This is a genomic window from Methylocella sp., assembly GCA_037200525.1.
Lineage (GTDB): Bacteria > Pseudomonadota > Alphaproteobacteria > Rhizobiales > Beijerinckiaceae > Methylocapsa.
The window spans coordinates 1,337,615-1,352,591 of sequence record JBBCGG010000001.1; the positions used below are offsets into that span (position 1 = coordinate 1,337,615).

Sequence of the window (14,977 nt, forward strand, 5' to 3'; positions counted from 1 at the left end):
CCTTCTATAAGTCTGTGAAGAAGCCCCAAATCCATCAGTCAACAGACAAGGCTGAATCGTGAAAAATTTGGGCCGCGGGGAAATGGTGCGGAGCACCAGTCAGTAGCCGATGCAAACCTTTCGTTCAAGCGGAGGGCGTTGCAGGCCATGCGTTTGATTGAGGCCTATCCCAGGTTGTGTTCCGCTCCAAAAAAATCAAAGCGAGAAACAACCCAGCTGCTCGCGCGTCGACGCTCGGAAACTCCGATCACCCGGCCTGATCTTGCAGGCGAGCGAGACTTTCTTCGCGGCCCAGCACTTCGAGCACATCGAAAATCCCCGGCGAGGTCGAGCGTCCGGTCAGCGCCGCGCGCAGAGGCTGCGCGACCAGGCCGAGCTTGAGCTTGGCAGTCTCGGCGTATTCACGCACCGCGGCCTCCGTATCCGCCGCCGTCCAGCTTTGGAGCGCCGAAAAACGCGGCAGCAGATTGGCGATATGGGCTCGGCCGCCGCTGGCGAGAATCTCCGCCGCCTTCGCGTCGAGCTCAAGCGGCCGGTTCGCGAACAGGAATGACGCGCCGTCAAGCAACTCGATCAAGGTTTTGGCGCGCTCTTTCAGACCCGGCATAGCCGCGAGCAATTTCGCCCGCATCGACGGGAGGGCCAGTTCGCGTTGGCGTTCGGCCCCGTTCGGCAGAAACGGCAGGGCGGCCTCGAGCGCGCTCGCCAGCTCCGCGTCAGGCGTCGCGCGGATATAATGTCCGCTCATGTTCTCGAGCTTGGCGAAATCGAACCGCGCGGGCGAACGGCCGATATGAGCGAGGTCGAACGACTCAATCATCTCCTGCGTCGAGAAAAACTCTTTATCGCCGTGGCTCCAGCCGAGCCGCACGAGATAATTGCGCAGCGCGGACGGCAGAAATCCAAACGCGCGATAGGCGTCTACGCCGAGGGCCCCATGCCGCTTCGACAATTTCGCCCCATCCGCGCCGTGGATCAGCGGAATATGGGCCATGCTTGGAACGCTCCAGCCCAGCGCCTGATGGATCTGCATTTGCCGCGCGGCGTTGGTCAAATGGTCATCGCCCCGGATGATTTGCGTGACGCCCATATCGTGATCGTCGACGACCACGGCGAGCATATAGGTCGGCGTGCCGTCGGAGCGCAGAAGCACGAGATCGTCGAGGTCCTTGTTGGCCCAGTTGACGCGGCCCTGGACTTTGTCATCGAGGATCGTTTCGCCTTCCTGCGGCGCCTTTAGCCGGACCACCGGCTTCACGTCGGGAGGCGCCTCGCTCGCGGGCCGATCGCGCCAGCGTCCGTCGTAGCGCGGCGGCCGTCCCTCGGCGCGGGCCTTGTCGCGCATCTCTTCCAATTCCTTCGGCGTCGCGTAGCAATAATAGGCGTGGCCGGAAGCGAGCAGGCTTTCGGCGATCTCGCGATGACGGGCGGCGCGCTGAAACTGATAGATGACGTCGCCGTCCCAATCGAGGCCGAGCCAGCTCAGCCCGTCCAGAATGGCCGCGATCGCTGCATCGGTGGAGCGCTCGCGATCCGTGTCTTCGATGCGCAGCAGCATCCTGCCGCCGGTATGGCGCGCGTAGAGCCAGTTGAACAGAGCCGTGCGGGCTCCCCCGATGTGGAGAAAACCGGTTGGGGAGGGCGCAAAACGGGTGACGACCGCGTCGGACATGAAGCGAATTCCTAAGGCGCGATCCCGGAGGCAGAGACCTTTCCGGGAGTTCATACGGTAAAAAACAACGACCGAGGCTCCGATCCGTTCAACTTGAACGATCAGGGCCAGCCGCTGCCAGAGGCCAAATATTTGGCGGCGAGGGGGCCTGGCCTTCCGCGCCGCTTTGGCTCGTGTAACATGGAACCGCCGAAAGAAAAGCAGCTTCGGCGAAGACCTTTGAGCCATCGCCGCGAGCTTTTGCCGCAAAGATGGTCGCGCTCCTGCGAGTTTGCGATTTGTGGGGACCAGCCGAACCGGCGATCACTGACGACGGCGCGCTTCGGGCCAGCGGCTTTTCCGCCGGGCTTGCCGGAGCGTTGGCGCAACTTCGGCGCCGTTTTGCCGACGCCTTCGAAACCGAGATCGCGCTGCGCCGGATGTTTCTGTGGCTGCCAGTCGCCGCGGGCGCGGGCGTCGTCTGTTATATGTGCGGCGACCGCGAGCCCTCATTGTGGCTGCTTGCGCCATTGACCGCAGCGCTTGGTGGTTTGGCTTTTCTGGCGCGCGAAAACCGCTTCGCTTTTTTTCTCTTATGCGGGTTCTGCGCCGTTCTCGCCGGCGAATTGTCGGCGGCCTGGCGTTCGGCGCGCGTCGCCGCCCCGGTGATCGACCGGGTCAGGATCGGCATGGTCGAGGGCTTCATCGAGCAGATGGACTTCCGCCGCGTCGGGGCGCGCTTTATTTTACGGGTTAACTCCGTGGAGGGGCTTGCGCCTGGGGCGACGCCCTACCGGGTGCGGCTTTCGATGCGCCGCACCCCGCCTTTTGAGGCGGGAACCTATGTCAAACTCAAGGCGCGGCTGCTGCCGCCCTCGCACGCCAGCCTCCCGGGCGGGTATGATTTCGCCAAGGACGCCTGGTTCGCCGGCCTTGGCGGCGTCGGCAACGCGCTCGGACGAATTGAAGTCGGGACGTCGCCGGCGGGGCCTGGTCTTCGACTCGCAGCGATGATGGCGCTGGATCGCGGCCGCAACGCATTGGCCCGCCGCATCGATTCCATCGTCGGGGGCGACGCCGGAGCGATCGCCGCCGCTATGGTCACAGGCAAACGCGATCTATTGTCCGAATCGGCCAAGGATGTGATCCGCGAGGCCGGAATCTTTCACATCATTACGATTTCCGGCGTCCAGATGACCCTGGTCGCCGCGATTTTCTTCGTTGGATTTCGCCGCCTTCTGGCTCTTAGCCCGACCCTCGCCTTGCGCTATCCGATCAAGAAATGGGCCGCGGCGCTCGCCATGGCCGGAGCCATTTTTTATGACATTGCGACGGGCTCCCGCGTCGGGACCGAGCGCGCCTTGTTTATGACTCTCATTATGCTGGGCGCGGTTCTGCTGGATCGGCAGGCTTTAACCATGCGCAACCTCGCCTTCGCCGCCTTGATGGTCATCGCGATCGAGCCCGAGGCGATCATGGGAGCGAGCTTTCAACTGTCTTTCGCGGCCGTCGCGGCGCTGATCGCGGTCTATGAAGCGCGCATGGCCGCGATGGAGGCTGGCCGGGAAGAGGCGCTATCCAATGCGGCGCGGCCGGTCGAAGGCGAGCGAATGCGCCTATGGTGGGAGGCCTGCAAGCGCCATCTTCGACACGGGCCGGGGAGCGTGTTGTTCGCCACTTTTTGCGCGACTTTGGCGACGGCTTCGTTCATGGCCTATAATTTCCATGAGCTTAGCCCTTACGTGTTGATCGGCAATCCGTTGACCTTGGCGGTGATCGAGATTTTCGCGGTCCCTGGCGCATTGATCGGTGCGCTGCTCTATCCATTTGGCTTTGACGGCTGGGTCTGGAGCTACGTCGGCCTTGGCATCAAGGGCGTGATGTGGGCGGCGGGCGAGGTCGGATCCCTCCCTGGGGCGACGCTTCACCTGCCGGAATTTGCGCCCTGGTCGATCATTTTTCTGACTCTCGCCTTGCTGTGCGCGGTTCTGTGGCGCACAGCAGCATTCCGCGCGCTGGCGCTGCCGCTCGCAGCGCTTGGGCTTTGCGGCGCGCTGGCTGGGCCCTTTTTCGATATGGCGGTCGCGCCGGGCGGCGAGGCGGTGGCTTTGCGCGGGCAGGATGGCAAACTGGCGATAATCGGCGCCCGCCCCAGCGTATTCGCCACGGAGCAATGGCTTCGCGCCGGCGCCGATGGCCGCGCCGCCGCGCAGGCGTTGCAGAAAGATGGCTGCGACAAGATCGGCTGCGTTGGCCATCTCGCGGACGGGCGGGCGGTCGCGCTGGTGCTCGACAGACTGGCTTTCGCCGAAGATTGCGAGCGCGCCGATATTATCGTTACGCCGCTTTTCGCGCCGCCCGGCTGCGCCGCCAGCCTCGTCATCGATCGCGAGCAATTGAAGCAGACGGGGCTTTGACTTTATCGTTCGCGGGGGGAGCAGCACAACGCCGCGCGGCGCGCGCGCCGGACGAGGACCGGCCTTGGTCTCCCGCGCCAAAACGCAGCTGGAGTCGAACGCCGCCGGCGCAAGCGGTTCGAACCGACAACACCGCGCGGATGTCGGACGCAGAGCCGCAGAACGACGCCGCGCCAGAGGCTTTTGCTGACTCAAATGACGGCGATGACGCCTCGCCGTTGGAGTAGCGCGAGCGTCAATATCGGCGAATGAGGCTGACGAGCTTGCCCTGGATGCGGATGCGATCCGGTCCAAAAATCCGCGTCTCATAGGCGGGATTGGCGGCTTCGAGCGCGATCGAGGCGCCGCGCCGGCGCAGCCGTTTCAAGGTCGCCTCTTCATCGTCGATGAGCGCGACGACGATGTCGCCCGTCTCCGCCGTATCTTGTTTGCGGATCACCACTGTGTCGGCATCGAATATTCCAGCTTCGATCATCGAGTCGCCGCGCACTTCGAGCGCATAGTGTTCGCCTTGCGCCAGCATCTCAGGGGGCAGGCTGATCGTGTGGCTGCGACTTTGAAGCGCCGCGATCGGCGTGCCGGCGGCGATCCGGCCCATCACCGGGATGGCGACGACAGAGCGCGACATCTCATCTTCGGAGGCGCCAGGCGGCAAGGCGCGAACGCGCCCCAAAGTGCCTTCAATGACGCTCGGCTCGAATTTCTTGCCGCGATTGCCTTCGGAAGGCGTTGAAGATCCGGGCAATCGCAAAACTTCAAGAGCCCTGGCGCGATTGGGCAGGCGGCGGATGAATCCGCGCTCTTCAAGCGCAATGATCAGACGATGTATCCCAGATTTCGAGCGCAGATCCAAGGCGTCCTTCATCTCGTCGAAGGAAGGGGGCACCCCAGTTTCCTTGAGACGTTCGTGGATGAAGCGCAATAATTCGCTCTGCTTTTTCGTCAACATCGGCTCTGGCTTTCTCTGCGACTGTCGCGCCCGGTCACAATCGCCGAATGCGAATCAAATTGTCGAGCTCAAGGCATACACGGCGAGCGCATTTTGCACAAATAGTGAACAGACCATATCTGTTCGCGCTGCGTTCCGCAAGACTGCCGGGCGTTTTTTAAAAGCGCCGCCGTCTTGCGGTCCATTCCCTGGCGGAACTTTCAGCTTTGCGGGAGGTTAATGTAGACGGCCGGCGCACGGCATTTTCTCCAGGCTCGCCGAGGCGTTCGGCTGGCCCTTTCGATTGAGGAGAAGACGCATGGACCGACCGCTGCAGATCGTTTTCCGCGACCTTGATCATTCGGTCACTTTGGAGAGACTCATCCGTGACAGAGTTGAGCGCCTCGAACATTTCCACGCTCATATCATTGGTTGCCGGGTCGTCGCCGCAGCGTCGCACCGAGGTTTGAGGAAAGCGCAAATGCCGATCTCGATCTGCGTCGAGGTCGAAGTGCCGGGTCGCCCGCTGATCGTCGCGAAGTCGGCGGCCAAGCGATCGGGGGATCACAACGGCGTCGTCAGCCGCGTTTTCGAGGCGGTGCAGCGCCAGATTGAGCAGTTCGCCGCGATCCTGCAAGGCAATGTCAAACGGCATGAGAAAGCGCTCGAGACCGGCGTGGTCGTGCGGCTATTTCCGGAACAAAATCATGGTTTTGTGGAGGTGAAAGGCTCGCCCGACCTCTACTTTACGCGTAATGCCGTGATGAAAGGCGATTTCGCGGCCCTCAAGCTGGGCATCATGGTGCAAATTGCGCGCGCGACGACTGAAGGGGTCATGGGGCCGCAAGCCTGCGCGGTCTATCTCGTCGAGCGACTCGGCGCGCACGGCTCAACCGAAAAGGCTCCTGATGAGGATGCGGCAGGGAGCCCCGGAACAGTTCTAACCGACGCGTGAGGCTCCGCGCCAAAGCGATTGCTTCATCGTGCGGGATCGCGCATCAGGCGATCCCGCTTCCATGCTCAAGATGGCCGCCGACCTATCGGCGCATCAATTGACGAAAGCTATTTTGCGGCCTTGCTGTAGCGTTCCGCGACATATTCCCAATTGACCAGATTTTCGACGAAGGCCTTGAGATAATCGGGGCGGCGGTTGCGATAATCGATGTAATAGCTGTGTTCCCAAACATCGACGCCAAGGAGCGGCACGCCGCCGTGGACGAGCGGATTTTCGCCGTTGGGGGTCTTCGCAACGGAAACTTTGCCATTCTTGAATTCGAGCCAGGCCCAGCCCGAGCCGAATTGGCCGACGCCGGCCTGAATCAGATCTTCCTTGGCTTTGGCCACCGATCCAAAACCATCGATCAACGCTTTCTCGAGAACGCCGGGAATTGAACCGCCGCCATTCGGCTTCATCCATTTCCAGAATTCGATGTGGTTGTAATGCTGCGCCGCATTATTGAACAGCGGGACGTTTTTGCCGTAGCTTTCCTTGACGACCTCTTCCAAGGATTTGTCTTCAAGCCCCGTGCCCTTGATGAGATTGTTGGCGTTGGTCACGTAGGCGGCGTGATGCTTGTCGTGGTGATACTCAAGCGTCTCCTTCGACATATAGGGCTGGAGAGCTTCATACGCATATGGGAGTTCAGGCAAAGTGAACGACATTGAAAGCTCCTGAATTACAAATGCGGGCCGCAAACGCGTCGGGTCGGGCCGCATCGACCCCTAAGTAGACGGCCTCGCGCGGCGCAGCAACTGCCCCGCCAACGTCCGGCGGCTTTTGAGGCGGCTGAGCTCGATTTACACAACGTTACTTTTTCAAACAGTTTGCCTTTCAATGCGTTCCCGATCATACGAAAACGAATTGTTCCGTGATGGCGGCGTCAGGAAAGCAATTTTGAAGAGGCGTCTTTTGAGGCTAGCTTCCTATTTCTGCGCGTCCGGCGGCGCGTCGCATTCATTCAGAATCAAGCCGCGCGCGGATATGAGACAATGAGCTATTTAGTTCTGATCGTCGGGCTCTTCCTCGCGGTTTGCGGCGCCCTCTCGATCTCGTTTGGTTACGGCATAGTCAATGTCGAGCGCGGGTGGTCGAGCGTCATCGCGGGCGCTGCGGTGCTCGCGGGCGGCGTCGTGACGATGGCGCTCGGGCTGATTTTGCACAGTCTTGGAAGATTGCGCGCCTTCCTCAAGACCGAGAAGCTTGCTCGCGAGCGCGCCGCTCGTCCCGCGTGGGAGGCGGGCTCCCCGGGCGTCGGCATCGAGGCTCCAATCTTCGCAGATAGGGCCGAGCAGGAGGCGACGCCTCCAATCCACTTCGAGCGCGAGCCCGAGGCTCCATTATACGCGGAGCGGGAGCCGGATTTCGAAGCCATTGACGAGCCCATCATCGCCGATCAGCGGTTGGGACCGCCCGGGGCCGCGCCGGCCGCTCAGATCTCGATTGAGGATATTCGCCGGCTAGTGGCCGAGAAAGCCAGAAAAGAGCCGGAATCCAGGTCCCTCCCGCAAGAAGCTGCGGATGCGACCCGGACGCAAGGCCGGCCTGAGGTTGCGCCGGTCCCTCCCGTTCCGCCACGCGCCGCGCCGATATCGTTTGGCTTGCCGCGAGCGGTCGATCTCAAAGACATTGCGCCGCAGCATTTTGCGCATGGGGATGCAGGCTCACGATCCGCAGCGGCCGGGTCGAGAGAAATGGCCCCGGCCCCGCGCGAGGATGCTCCGGCAACTCATAATCCTCGCGCCGACATCGCCTCGCCGCAGCCTCTTGGCCCGGAGCCCACGCAAGCGCCGCTCGAGCCTCCGCGTCGTCAACCTCGAGAGGGATTGACCGTCATCGGGCGCTATGAGTCGGAGGGAACGGCCTACACCATGTATGTGGATGGTTCGATTGAAGCCCATTCGGACCGCGGCGCGTTCTATTTCTTGTCCATGGCTGAACTGAAAGCCTTTATGGACGCTCAAGCGCGCGGCGGCCTTTAGAGCTACGCCGCCTTTGTCTTGAACTTGCTCTCAACGCAGGCCAAAGCGAAGGCAAATTGCAGCGCCACTTCCTCCAGGCGATCGAACCGCCCCGGGGCGCCGCCATGCCCCGCGCCCATATTGGTTTTCAACAGAATAGGTCCGCCGCCGGTCATGATCGCGCGCAAGCGCGCCACCCATTTCAGCGGCTCCCAATAAGTGACGCGAGGGTCGGTCAGGCCGCCAAGGGCGAGGATCGGCGGGTAATGTCGAGGCGTGACGTTGTCATATGGCGAATAGCCGCGAATCGTCGCAAAAGCACTGGCGTCCTTGATCGGATTGCCCCATTCGAGCCATTCGGGCGGGGTTAGCGGCAAATCCGCGTCGAGCATCGTATTCAGAACATCGACGAAAGGCACGTCGGCGATGACGCCGGCGAAAAGCTCGGGCGCGAGATTGACCGCCGCGCCCATCAACATGCCGCCGGCGCTGGCGCCCTGAATGACGATGCGTCCTGGCTGCGTAAAACCTTTTTCAATCAGGCAGCGGGCGGCCGCGATGAAATCCGAAAATGTATTCGGCTTATGCTCAAGTTTTCCCTCCGTGTACCAGCGCCAGCCTTTTTCGGTCCCGCCGCGCACATGGGCGATCGCATAGATGAAACCGCGATCGACGAGAGAGAGCCGCGTCGTGCTGAACGAGGCGGAGGTCGGGCTGCCATAGGCGCCGTAGCCGTAAAGCAGAACCGGCGCTGAGCCATCGAGGGCGAGATCGCGGCGGTAAAGAATCGAAACGGGGACTTCTTCGCCATCCGGGGCCTTTGCGAACAACCGACTGGTGACGTAAGCGGCGGCCTCATGTCCCGAAGGGATGGTTTGGCGCTTGCGGAGGCGGCGCGCGCGGGTCGCGAGATCATAATCGTAGGTCTCGCGCGGCGTCGTCATCGAAGAATAGGTGAAGCGGAGCAGGCGCGAATTATATTGAAGCCGTTCGCTGACGCCGAGAGAATAGGCTTCTTCGGCAAAGGCGATCGCGTGTTCTTCGCCCGTCTCGAAACTTCGGACAATGATGCGCGGTAGTCCGGCCTCGCGCTCCAGCCGCACGAGATAATCGGGAAACAACGAGACAGCGATAATCATGCGGCCGAGTCTATGCGCGACTTCATCGACCCAGAACGCCTTGCCAGGCGTTGCGAGCGGCGGCGCGACGATCTTGAAGTCTTCCGCTCCGTCGGCGTTGGTTTTAATGTAGAGCCGGTCGCCGCGATGTTCGACTTCATAACGGATCCCCGGCGCGCGCGCTTCGATCAAGCCCGGCTTGGCCTCGGGATCGCTAAGGTCGAGGAGATGGCATTCGGATGAATCATGATCGCTGACGCTGATGATGGCGTAGGCGCCCGATTGGCTGCGACTGACATGAAGAAACCAGCGCGAGTCGCGTTCTTCAAAAACGAGGACGTCGGTTGCTGGATCAGAGCCGATCTCATGCCGGAAAATTGCGCTGGGGCGATGATTCCCGTCGATCCGCACATAATAGAATTGCTTCGAATCGGCAGTCCAAACGAGGCCGCCGTCAGTATGCGCAATCACATCCGCGCCGTCTTTGCCCGAAAGGAGATCGCGAACGCTAATTGAATGAAGTTCTGAGCCGTTCTCGTCCGAGCTCCAGCCGAGCTTGGCGTGATCTGGAGAGTGACGCGCCTCGGCAATCTCGAAAAAGCTTTTGCCCGATGCCTCTTTGTCGCCGTCGAGCAAAATTTCCTCGCCCGAGCCGTCGAGCTGCGAGCGGCAGAAGATCGGATGCTGGCCGCCCTCCATGTGCCGCGCGTAATAAAGATATCCGCCGTCCGGGAAGGGAACCTCGGCGTCGTCTTCCTTGATTCGCCCGCGCATTTCCTTGACGAGAGCTTTGCGTAACTGCGCTTCCGGCTTCAGAATTTGCTCGGCGAAATCATTTTCGGCCTCGATCACGGCGCGAATGGGCGCGGGGAGGGCGTCGGGGTCGCGCAGAGCCTCCTGCCAATTCGCGGCTTTCAGCCACGCATATTCGTCCCTGAGCGTCACGCCATGCGCAATTTTTGTCTCCAGGCGTTTCTCGATAGCCGGCGGCGGCGCCGAAAGCGTTTGCGCGCGCTCGCTCATTGCGCCGGCATCGGCGAGCGCCTTCATTGGTTTGCCTTGCATAAACTTTCCTTGAGGTAGAGTTCATTTAATCGCCCAGCGGCAAACACATGAATAGAGCGCTGGCGCCGTCTGATCCTAACCGGGTTCGGCGAAAGCTCGCGCCGCGCCATGATTGCTAATTACTCTCAGGCGTTAGCTTCGCGCGCCATCCGGCGTTGGTCGTCGCAATCTTGTTCAACTTGTCATAGTTCGCTCTTATTCGGACAAAATATTGAAGCGCTGTTTGATCGGCAAGCCGCATTTGCATTTTGCCGCAGGCTGCTTAGGTATTCGTCAATTGTGACAAGCGGCGCGGCGCCAGCGGGCGTCAATCCTTGACGCAGCCTTAATTACCACTACGTTGATTTGAGCCGAGCAGGAGCATTTAGCGTTTTTTTGCTTGTAACGAATAAAGTGTGCTCATAGCTACTTGCGGATGCAAAGTTTTGGTCTTAGAAAAGGAAAATGTTCTTAAAAGTCGATTCGAGACGGTCGCTTAAAAGAACTTTTGTTTGATAGGGTCTTGTCACCTTATGCGGAAACTACGATGTCGCTATTTTGGTCCGCATTCCCACGGTGACGCCTTCTACTCGGGATATTAAGCGCCATGAGCGAGACGTCGGGTTCCAACAGTTACATAGAATTGGCTGCTGACATTGTGTCAGCCTATGTCAGCAACAATTCGGTGCCGGCCAGCGATCTACCTTCGCTCATCAGCGAAGTCCATTCGGCATTGCTGCGCGTCACCTCGGGAGTCGTCGCGCCGACGGTCGAGGCGCCGAAACCCGCCGTTCCCGCCAAGAAATCAGTCACTAATGACTTCCTGGTTTGCCTCGAAGACGGACGGAAATTCAAGTCATTGAAGCGGCATCTGCGCACCCAATACAACATGTCTCCGGATGAATACCGCGAGAAATGGGGTCTTGCGCCGGATTATCCGATGGTTGCGCCAAATTACGCAAAGGCGCGCTCAAATCTGGCCAAGCAAATGGGTCTTGGGCAGCAACGCCGGCTTCTGCGCTAAAAAAAGCCATTCGATCAGAGCGCTGGGTAGGGTTGCGCTGCCTCCCAGCGCGATCGCTTTAACATTCGACAAATCTGGGGAAAGTCGCTTGGCGCGCTTCGCACCGGGCGCGGCGGCGTTTCAGCTGACGGCAGCGAGCGCCATGCGTGCGTCGCTTTTGATCCGCTCGACCATCGAACGCACGCCGTTGCTGCGCTGAGGCGTCAGATGCGCCGAAAGGCCCAGCTTCTGAAACAAGTCTTGCGCATCGGTGGCGAGGATTTTTGGCGCCGTCTGACCCGAATAGAGCGCCAGCACCAGCGCTATCAGGCCGCGCACAATATGCGCGTCGCTGTCGCCCTTCATCGTCAATACGGGCGCGCCCGAGGCGTCGGGCGCTATACGAGTCTCGAGCCAGACCTGACTAGCGCATCCGCGAACTTTATTCACATCATTGTGCGCCGCCTCGTCGAGAGACTCCAGCGTGCGGCCGAGTTCGATCAGATAGCGATAACGATCGTCCCAATCGTCGAGATAGGTAAAGTTCTCAATGATTTCGTCGATGTTCATAGCGATCCGAGCCGCGATAGAAGTGATCTTTCTCTATATAGGCAAGATATGTGCGAGGCGAGCGGGATCTATCTAGAGCCGCCGCCCATCACGGCAGTTTTTTCGCATTAATGCATCGCCGCCGCAGTCGTCGCCGGGGCCTTGGCTTTGACCTCAGGCCGCTTCTCCGCGCCGATTTGGCTGATTCTGGTCGCCGCCTCGAGGCAAGCGACCGGCGCGTCGGCGCAGGCCTTCTCGCCTTGGGCGCGGGCTTGTTCGAGCGATTTTCCAAGAAACTCGCGCGCGGTTGACCAAACCGCAGCCGGAGAGGCGAGCTTTGGATCGGCGTCTTGCTCCCAGTCGATCGAGGCGAACACGATGGTGAGCCAGAAGGCGCAGCGAATAAGAAACCACATCGATCGACCTCCCTGTGGCGGAGATCTGCTTGTAAGCGCGCTTTATTAAAATCCGCACAAAGCGAGCGGCTAAAACGGCCTTGCTCGCAATAGCTTTGGGTCCAAGCGTCCAAGCCGAAATGGCAAGAGTTTCTATACCATAGCTTGAGTTTACTGGGCCTCTTTCAGGCAAATCGCGTTTTTTCGCGTTGCGGCGCATCTTCAGCGTGCGGGCTTAGTGCGAACTTAACACGCGGATGGCAGGCTTGCCCCGGACCGCCGCCGAGGGGCAGCGGCGCAGCACGGAGTGGATTTTGGGTTATTCTCTGAGCCTCAAGGGCCAGATCGCCACTTTGGTCTATCCGGGCGCTTTAGGCTCCCCGGGTGAGCGGGCTTTGCAGGAAAACTTCATTCTGCGCCGGCTGGCGACTTCGCTGGCCGTCGCCGCGGCCGCCCCTATCTATCTGGCGACGCATGGCCCGCCGACGCTGCTCGATGCGCTGGTCTTCGTCTGGCTGATCCTGCCGCTTGGCGCCATCGCTTTGCTCTCCGCCACTGGCGACCTCGTTCGAGCCGAAGCGATGTCGACCTTCAGCCTGATCGCCGCGAGTCTGACGGCGGCGATCAGCGGCGGCGATCATGCCGCGCTCGCCTGGTTGATTCTCGCGCCGCTCGACAGCCTTTTTTCGCTCAACGCCATTCTCATCTGCGTTAGTGGCGGCCTCGCCGCGCTCGCCGTTCTGATCCTCTTCGCCATCGAGGCGCTGGGATTTTCAAAATCCTTCCCAAACGTCGCCGAGGCGAGCGTTTTTCTCGTTCCAGCCATCCTCTACGCCACCTTCATGGCGGTCGGCTTCGCGCGGCTGCAAACGAGACGTTCAAAGGCCGAACAGCTTCAAGCCGAACGCTTCACCGCTCTCACGGAGGCGATCGACGATCTGGTCGTCACGCATGACCGCTCCGGCGCGGCGACCTCCGTCAGCCGCAATTGCCAGAACCTGTTCGGTTTGCCGCCCAGCGAATTAATGGGCCGCGGCTTCTTTGAACATGTTCATATCGCCGACCGACCCACGTTCTTGAAAGCGATTGCGGAGGCCTGCCTTGGCTTGACGACGGTCGAGGCGACCTTGCGTCTGCGAACCTCCGCCGTCATCGAGCGCGGCGCCTACGCCGAGCCAGTGTTTGTCTGGCTCCGCATGCGGGCGCGACGATGCGACGAGCCGCGCCCGCTGCAGCAAGGTGGCAGGCCTGGAGAAGGCGCCATCGCCGTTTTTCGGGACGTTACAGAGGCGAAGCGGGGTAGGGACGAATTGCGATTGGCCCGCGCCGACGCCGAGGAAGCGGGCCTCTCCAAAGATCATTTCCTCGCCAATATGAGCCATGAACTGCGTACGCCGCTGAATGCGATCATCGGCTTTTCCGAATTCCTCGCCGATGCGCAATTGGCCCCGCGGGATCGCGACAAGCAGCGCGAATATGCGCAGATCATCCTGCAATCGGGACAGCATCTGCTCGCCATGGTCAATTCGATCCTCGATCTTTCCAAGATCCAATCCGGTTCGTTCGACCTTTCGCCGGCGCCGTTCTCCGTCGGTCCGCTCATTGATCTTTGCTGCGACATGGTCAAACTCGACGCCGGCGAGCGCGGCATCGAGCTTGCGCGCGTTTGCCCCAATGGACTGGAGGAGGTCATCGGCGACAAGCGCGCTTGCAAACAGATCCTGATAAATCTCATCTCGAATGCGGTGAAGTTCACGCCCGCGCGGGGGACGGTGACGGTTAGCGCGAAGCCGGAAGGAAACTCGCTTCTGATCTTCGTGGCCGATACGGGGAGCGGGATCAACGCGCAGGATCTCGCCCGTCTCGGCAATCCATTTTTCCAGGCCAAAGCATCGCTCGATCGGCCGTTTGAAGGCACAGGGCTTGGCCTGTCGATCGTGCGAGGTCTCGTCGGACTCCACGGCGGATCGATCACCGTGGCGAGCGAGCCGGACCAAGGGACATGCGTCCTCGTGCGCCTGCCGCTCGATTGCCGTTCCGCCATCAATAAAGGGCAGTCGTCCGCGAGGATCGATACGATTGGCCGCTACCGCCGCGGCGACGAACAATATGAGGTTTTCCAACAAATGACGGTGAAGAAAATTGCGTGAAGCCCTGGCTGCCGCCGATCATGATTACATTCTGGCTGAACCGGCCGCGAGGCCGAAGCGGACTCGCAGCAAAGCGCCAACAACGAAGCGGCGCGGCTCCGGCCGGCGGAAGGTTCAGACGCAGCGCTACTTGGCCGTCATCGCCAGCGCGCTTTGCGTTGCAGCGATCGCCGGAATTGCGATCAACGCCCTCACCTTGCAAAAGAGGCATCATCCGGCGCCGCTCTTTGCGCGCCGCGCGCCGGCGTCGGCATTGAACGAGCCGGCTGTGGTCGAGTCGCTTCCGGCGCCTCTTCCGGTCCCCGCGCCAAGACCGCAACCCAGCGCGGCGGCGGCTCCTCAGCCAAATGAGAGTTTGCCGGAAAAGGCGCATCTTGAGCCGCCAGTCGAAAAGCCCGCGAACGGGCATCCGCGTCAAGCATCCGGCGCGCAAAGCGCGGAGGCGGTCGAAGCCAGGCCCCTGGATCCAATTTCACAATTGCTGCAGGCGAATGCGCATGAGCCGCAGGGCGCCTCGGCGCGCCCGAGCGCAACGGTGCTCGCGGCGCAACGAGCGCTGGTCAAATTGGGGTTTGTCCTGAAGGCCGATGGAGTCGCCGGGGCGACCACGCGGCAAGCGATCGAGCGCTATGAGCGGGATCACGGACGCCCGGCCCATGGCGAACTCACGCCGGCATTGCTGCGGCAGCTGAGCGCCGATGCGGGCATCCCGATCAACTAGGGGATGAGCTTGGCCAGCGCGAAGTTAAGGCGACGCTGTCCAA

General features: G+C 61.1%; 13 protein-coding genes. 7 read left to right on the plus strand and 6 right to left on the minus strand.

Annotated elements, in window-relative coordinates; genetic code table 11:
• Positions 1-247 precede the first annotated feature (247 nt).
• A complete protein-coding gene (gene gltX / locus WDN46_06305) occupies positions 248-1,672 on the minus strand; it encodes a glutamate--tRNA ligase (GenBank protein ID MEJ0093037.1) in 1,425 nt (474 codons plus the stop codon).
• Positions 1,673-1,923: 251 nt separating this feature from the next.
• Here gltX and WDN46_06310 point away from each other — a divergent pair, with 251 nt between their 5' ends.
• Positions 1,924-4,068 carry a ComEC/Rec2 family competence protein gene (locus WDN46_06310; GenBank protein ID MEJ0093038.1) on the plus strand — a complete coding sequence of 715 codons (2,145 nt, stop codon included), beginning with the start codon at positions 1,924-1,926 and terminating at the stop codon, positions 4,066-4,068.
• Complete coding sequence (locus WDN46_06315; GenBank protein ID MEJ0093039.1) at positions 4,065-4,295, plus strand: hypothetical protein; 231 nt, start codon at positions 4,065-4,067, stop codon at positions 4,293-4,295. Before WDN46_06310 ends, WDN46_06315 begins: the two co-directional genes overlap by 4 nt.
• An 8-nt stretch (positions 4,296-4,303) precedes the next feature.
• On the opposite strand, the gene lexA is transcribed toward WDN46_06315, so the two are convergent.
• Positions 4,304-5,017: a transcriptional repressor LexA gene (gene lexA, locus WDN46_06320; protein ID MEJ0093040.1), complete on the minus strand. Its 714-nt coding sequence runs from the start codon at positions 5,015-5,017 to the stop codon at positions 4,304-4,306.
• 298 nt (positions 5,018-5,315) lie between these two features.
• Between lexA and WDN46_06325 the strand changes: the two genes are divergently transcribed.
• Complete coding sequence (locus WDN46_06325; protein ID MEJ0093041.1) at positions 5,316-5,951, plus strand: HPF/RaiA family ribosome-associated protein; 636 nt, start codon at positions 5,316-5,318, stop codon at positions 5,949-5,951.
• Between the two features lie 107 nt (positions 5,952-6,058).
• On the opposite strand, the gene WDN46_06330 is transcribed toward WDN46_06325, so the two are convergent.
• Positions 6,059-6,658 carry a superoxide dismutase gene (locus WDN46_06330; GenBank protein MEJ0093042.1) on the minus strand — a complete coding sequence of 200 codons (600 nt, stop codon included), beginning with the start codon at positions 6,656-6,658 and terminating at the stop codon, positions 6,059-6,061.
• A 327-nt stretch (positions 6,659-6,985) separates the two neighbouring features.
• Here WDN46_06330 and WDN46_06335 point away from each other — a divergent pair, with 327 nt between their 5' ends.
• A complete protein-coding gene (locus WDN46_06335; protein ID MEJ0093043.1) occupies positions 6,986-7,975 on the plus strand; it encodes a hypothetical protein in 990 nt (329 codons plus the stop codon).
• 2 nt (positions 7,976-7,977) lie between these two features.
• On the opposite strand, the gene WDN46_06340 is transcribed toward WDN46_06335, so the two are convergent.
• Positions 7,978-10,137 carry a S9 family peptidase gene (locus WDN46_06340; protein MEJ0093044.1) on the minus strand — a complete coding sequence of 720 codons (2,160 nt, stop codon included), beginning with the start codon at positions 10,135-10,137 and terminating at the stop codon, positions 7,978-7,980.
• 586 nt (positions 10,138-10,723) lie between these two features.
• Between WDN46_06340 and WDN46_06345 the strand changes: the two genes are divergently transcribed.
• Positions 10,724-11,140, plus strand: a complete 417-nt coding sequence (locus WDN46_06345) for a MucR family transcriptional regulator (protein MEJ0093045.1) — start codon at positions 10,724-10,726, stop codon at positions 11,138-11,140.
• Positions 11,141-11,260: 120 nt separating this feature from the next.
• On the opposite strand, the gene WDN46_06350 is transcribed toward WDN46_06345, so the two are convergent.
• Together WDN46_06350 and WDN46_06355 are read right to left on the minus strand one after the other, a co-directional pair.
• Positions 11,261-11,689 carry a SufE family protein gene (locus tag WDN46_06350; GenBank protein ID MEJ0093046.1) on the minus strand — a complete coding sequence of 143 codons (429 nt, stop codon included), beginning with the start codon at positions 11,687-11,689 and terminating at the stop codon, positions 11,261-11,263.
• A gap of 107 nt (positions 11,690-11,796) precedes the next feature.
• Positions 11,797-12,084: a hypothetical protein gene (locus WDN46_06355; protein ID MEJ0093047.1), complete on the minus strand. Its 288-nt coding sequence runs from the start codon at positions 12,082-12,084 to the stop codon at positions 11,797-11,799.
• 236 nt (positions 12,085-12,320) lie between these two features.
• Between WDN46_06355 and WDN46_06360 the strand changes: the two genes are divergently transcribed.
• Together WDN46_06360 and WDN46_06365 are read left to right on the plus strand one after the other, a co-directional pair.
• Complete coding sequence (locus WDN46_06360; protein MEJ0093048.1) at positions 12,321-14,213, plus strand: PAS domain-containing sensor histidine kinase; 1,893 nt, start codon at positions 12,321-12,323, stop codon at positions 14,211-14,213.
• Positions 14,206-14,934 (plus strand): peptidoglycan-binding domain-containing protein, encoded by a 729-nt coding sequence (locus WDN46_06365; protein ID MEJ0093049.1) that lies wholly within the window; start codon positions 14,206-14,208, stop codon positions 14,932-14,934. Before WDN46_06360 ends, WDN46_06365 begins: the two co-directional genes overlap by 8 nt.
• Positions 14,935-14,977 lie beyond the last annotated feature (43 nt).

Bases quoted from the DNA above. Each gene is read 5' to 3' on its own strand.
- WDN46_06335 (MEJ0093043.1), top strand. From the start codon at position 6,986: ATGAGCTATTTAGTTCTGATCGTCGGGCTCTTCCTCGCGGTTTGCGGC.
- WDN46_06345 (MEJ0093045.1), top strand. From the start codon at position 10,724: ATGAGCGAGACGTCGGGTTCCAACAGTTACATAGAATTGGCTGCTGAC.
- WDN46_06355 (MEJ0093047.1), bottom strand. From the start codon at position 12,084: ATGTGGTTTCTTATTCGCTGCGCCTTCTGGCTCACCATCGTGTTCGCC.
- WDN46_06310 (MEJ0093038.1), top strand. From the start codon at position 1,924: ATGGTCGCGCTCCTGCGAGTTTGCGATTTGTGGGGACCAGCCGAACCG.
- WDN46_06340 (MEJ0093044.1), bottom strand. From the start codon at position 10,137: ATGCAAGGCAAACCAATGAAGGCGCTCGCCGATGCCGGCGCAATGAGC.
- WDN46_06330 (MEJ0093042.1), bottom strand. From the start codon at position 6,658: ATGTCGTTCACTTTGCCTGAACTCCCATATGCGTATGAAGCTCTCCAG.
- WDN46_06360 (MEJ0093048.1), top strand. From the start codon at position 12,321: ATGGCAGGCTTGCCCCGGACCGCCGCCGAGGGGCAGCGGCGCAGCACG.
- WDN46_06325 (MEJ0093041.1), top strand. From the start codon at position 5,316: ATGGACCGACCGCTGCAGATCGTTTTCCGCGACCTTGATCATTCGGTC.
- lexA (MEJ0093040.1), bottom strand. From the start codon at position 5,017: ATGTTGACGAAAAAGCAGAGCGAATTATTGCGCTTCATCCACGAACGT.
- WDN46_06350 (MEJ0093046.1), bottom strand. From the start codon at position 11,689: ATGAACATCGACGAAATCATTGAGAACTTTACCTATCTCGACGATTGG.
- gltX (MEJ0093037.1), bottom strand. From the start codon at position 1,672: ATGTCCGACGCGGTCGTCACCCGTTTTGCGCCCTCCCCAACCGGTTTT.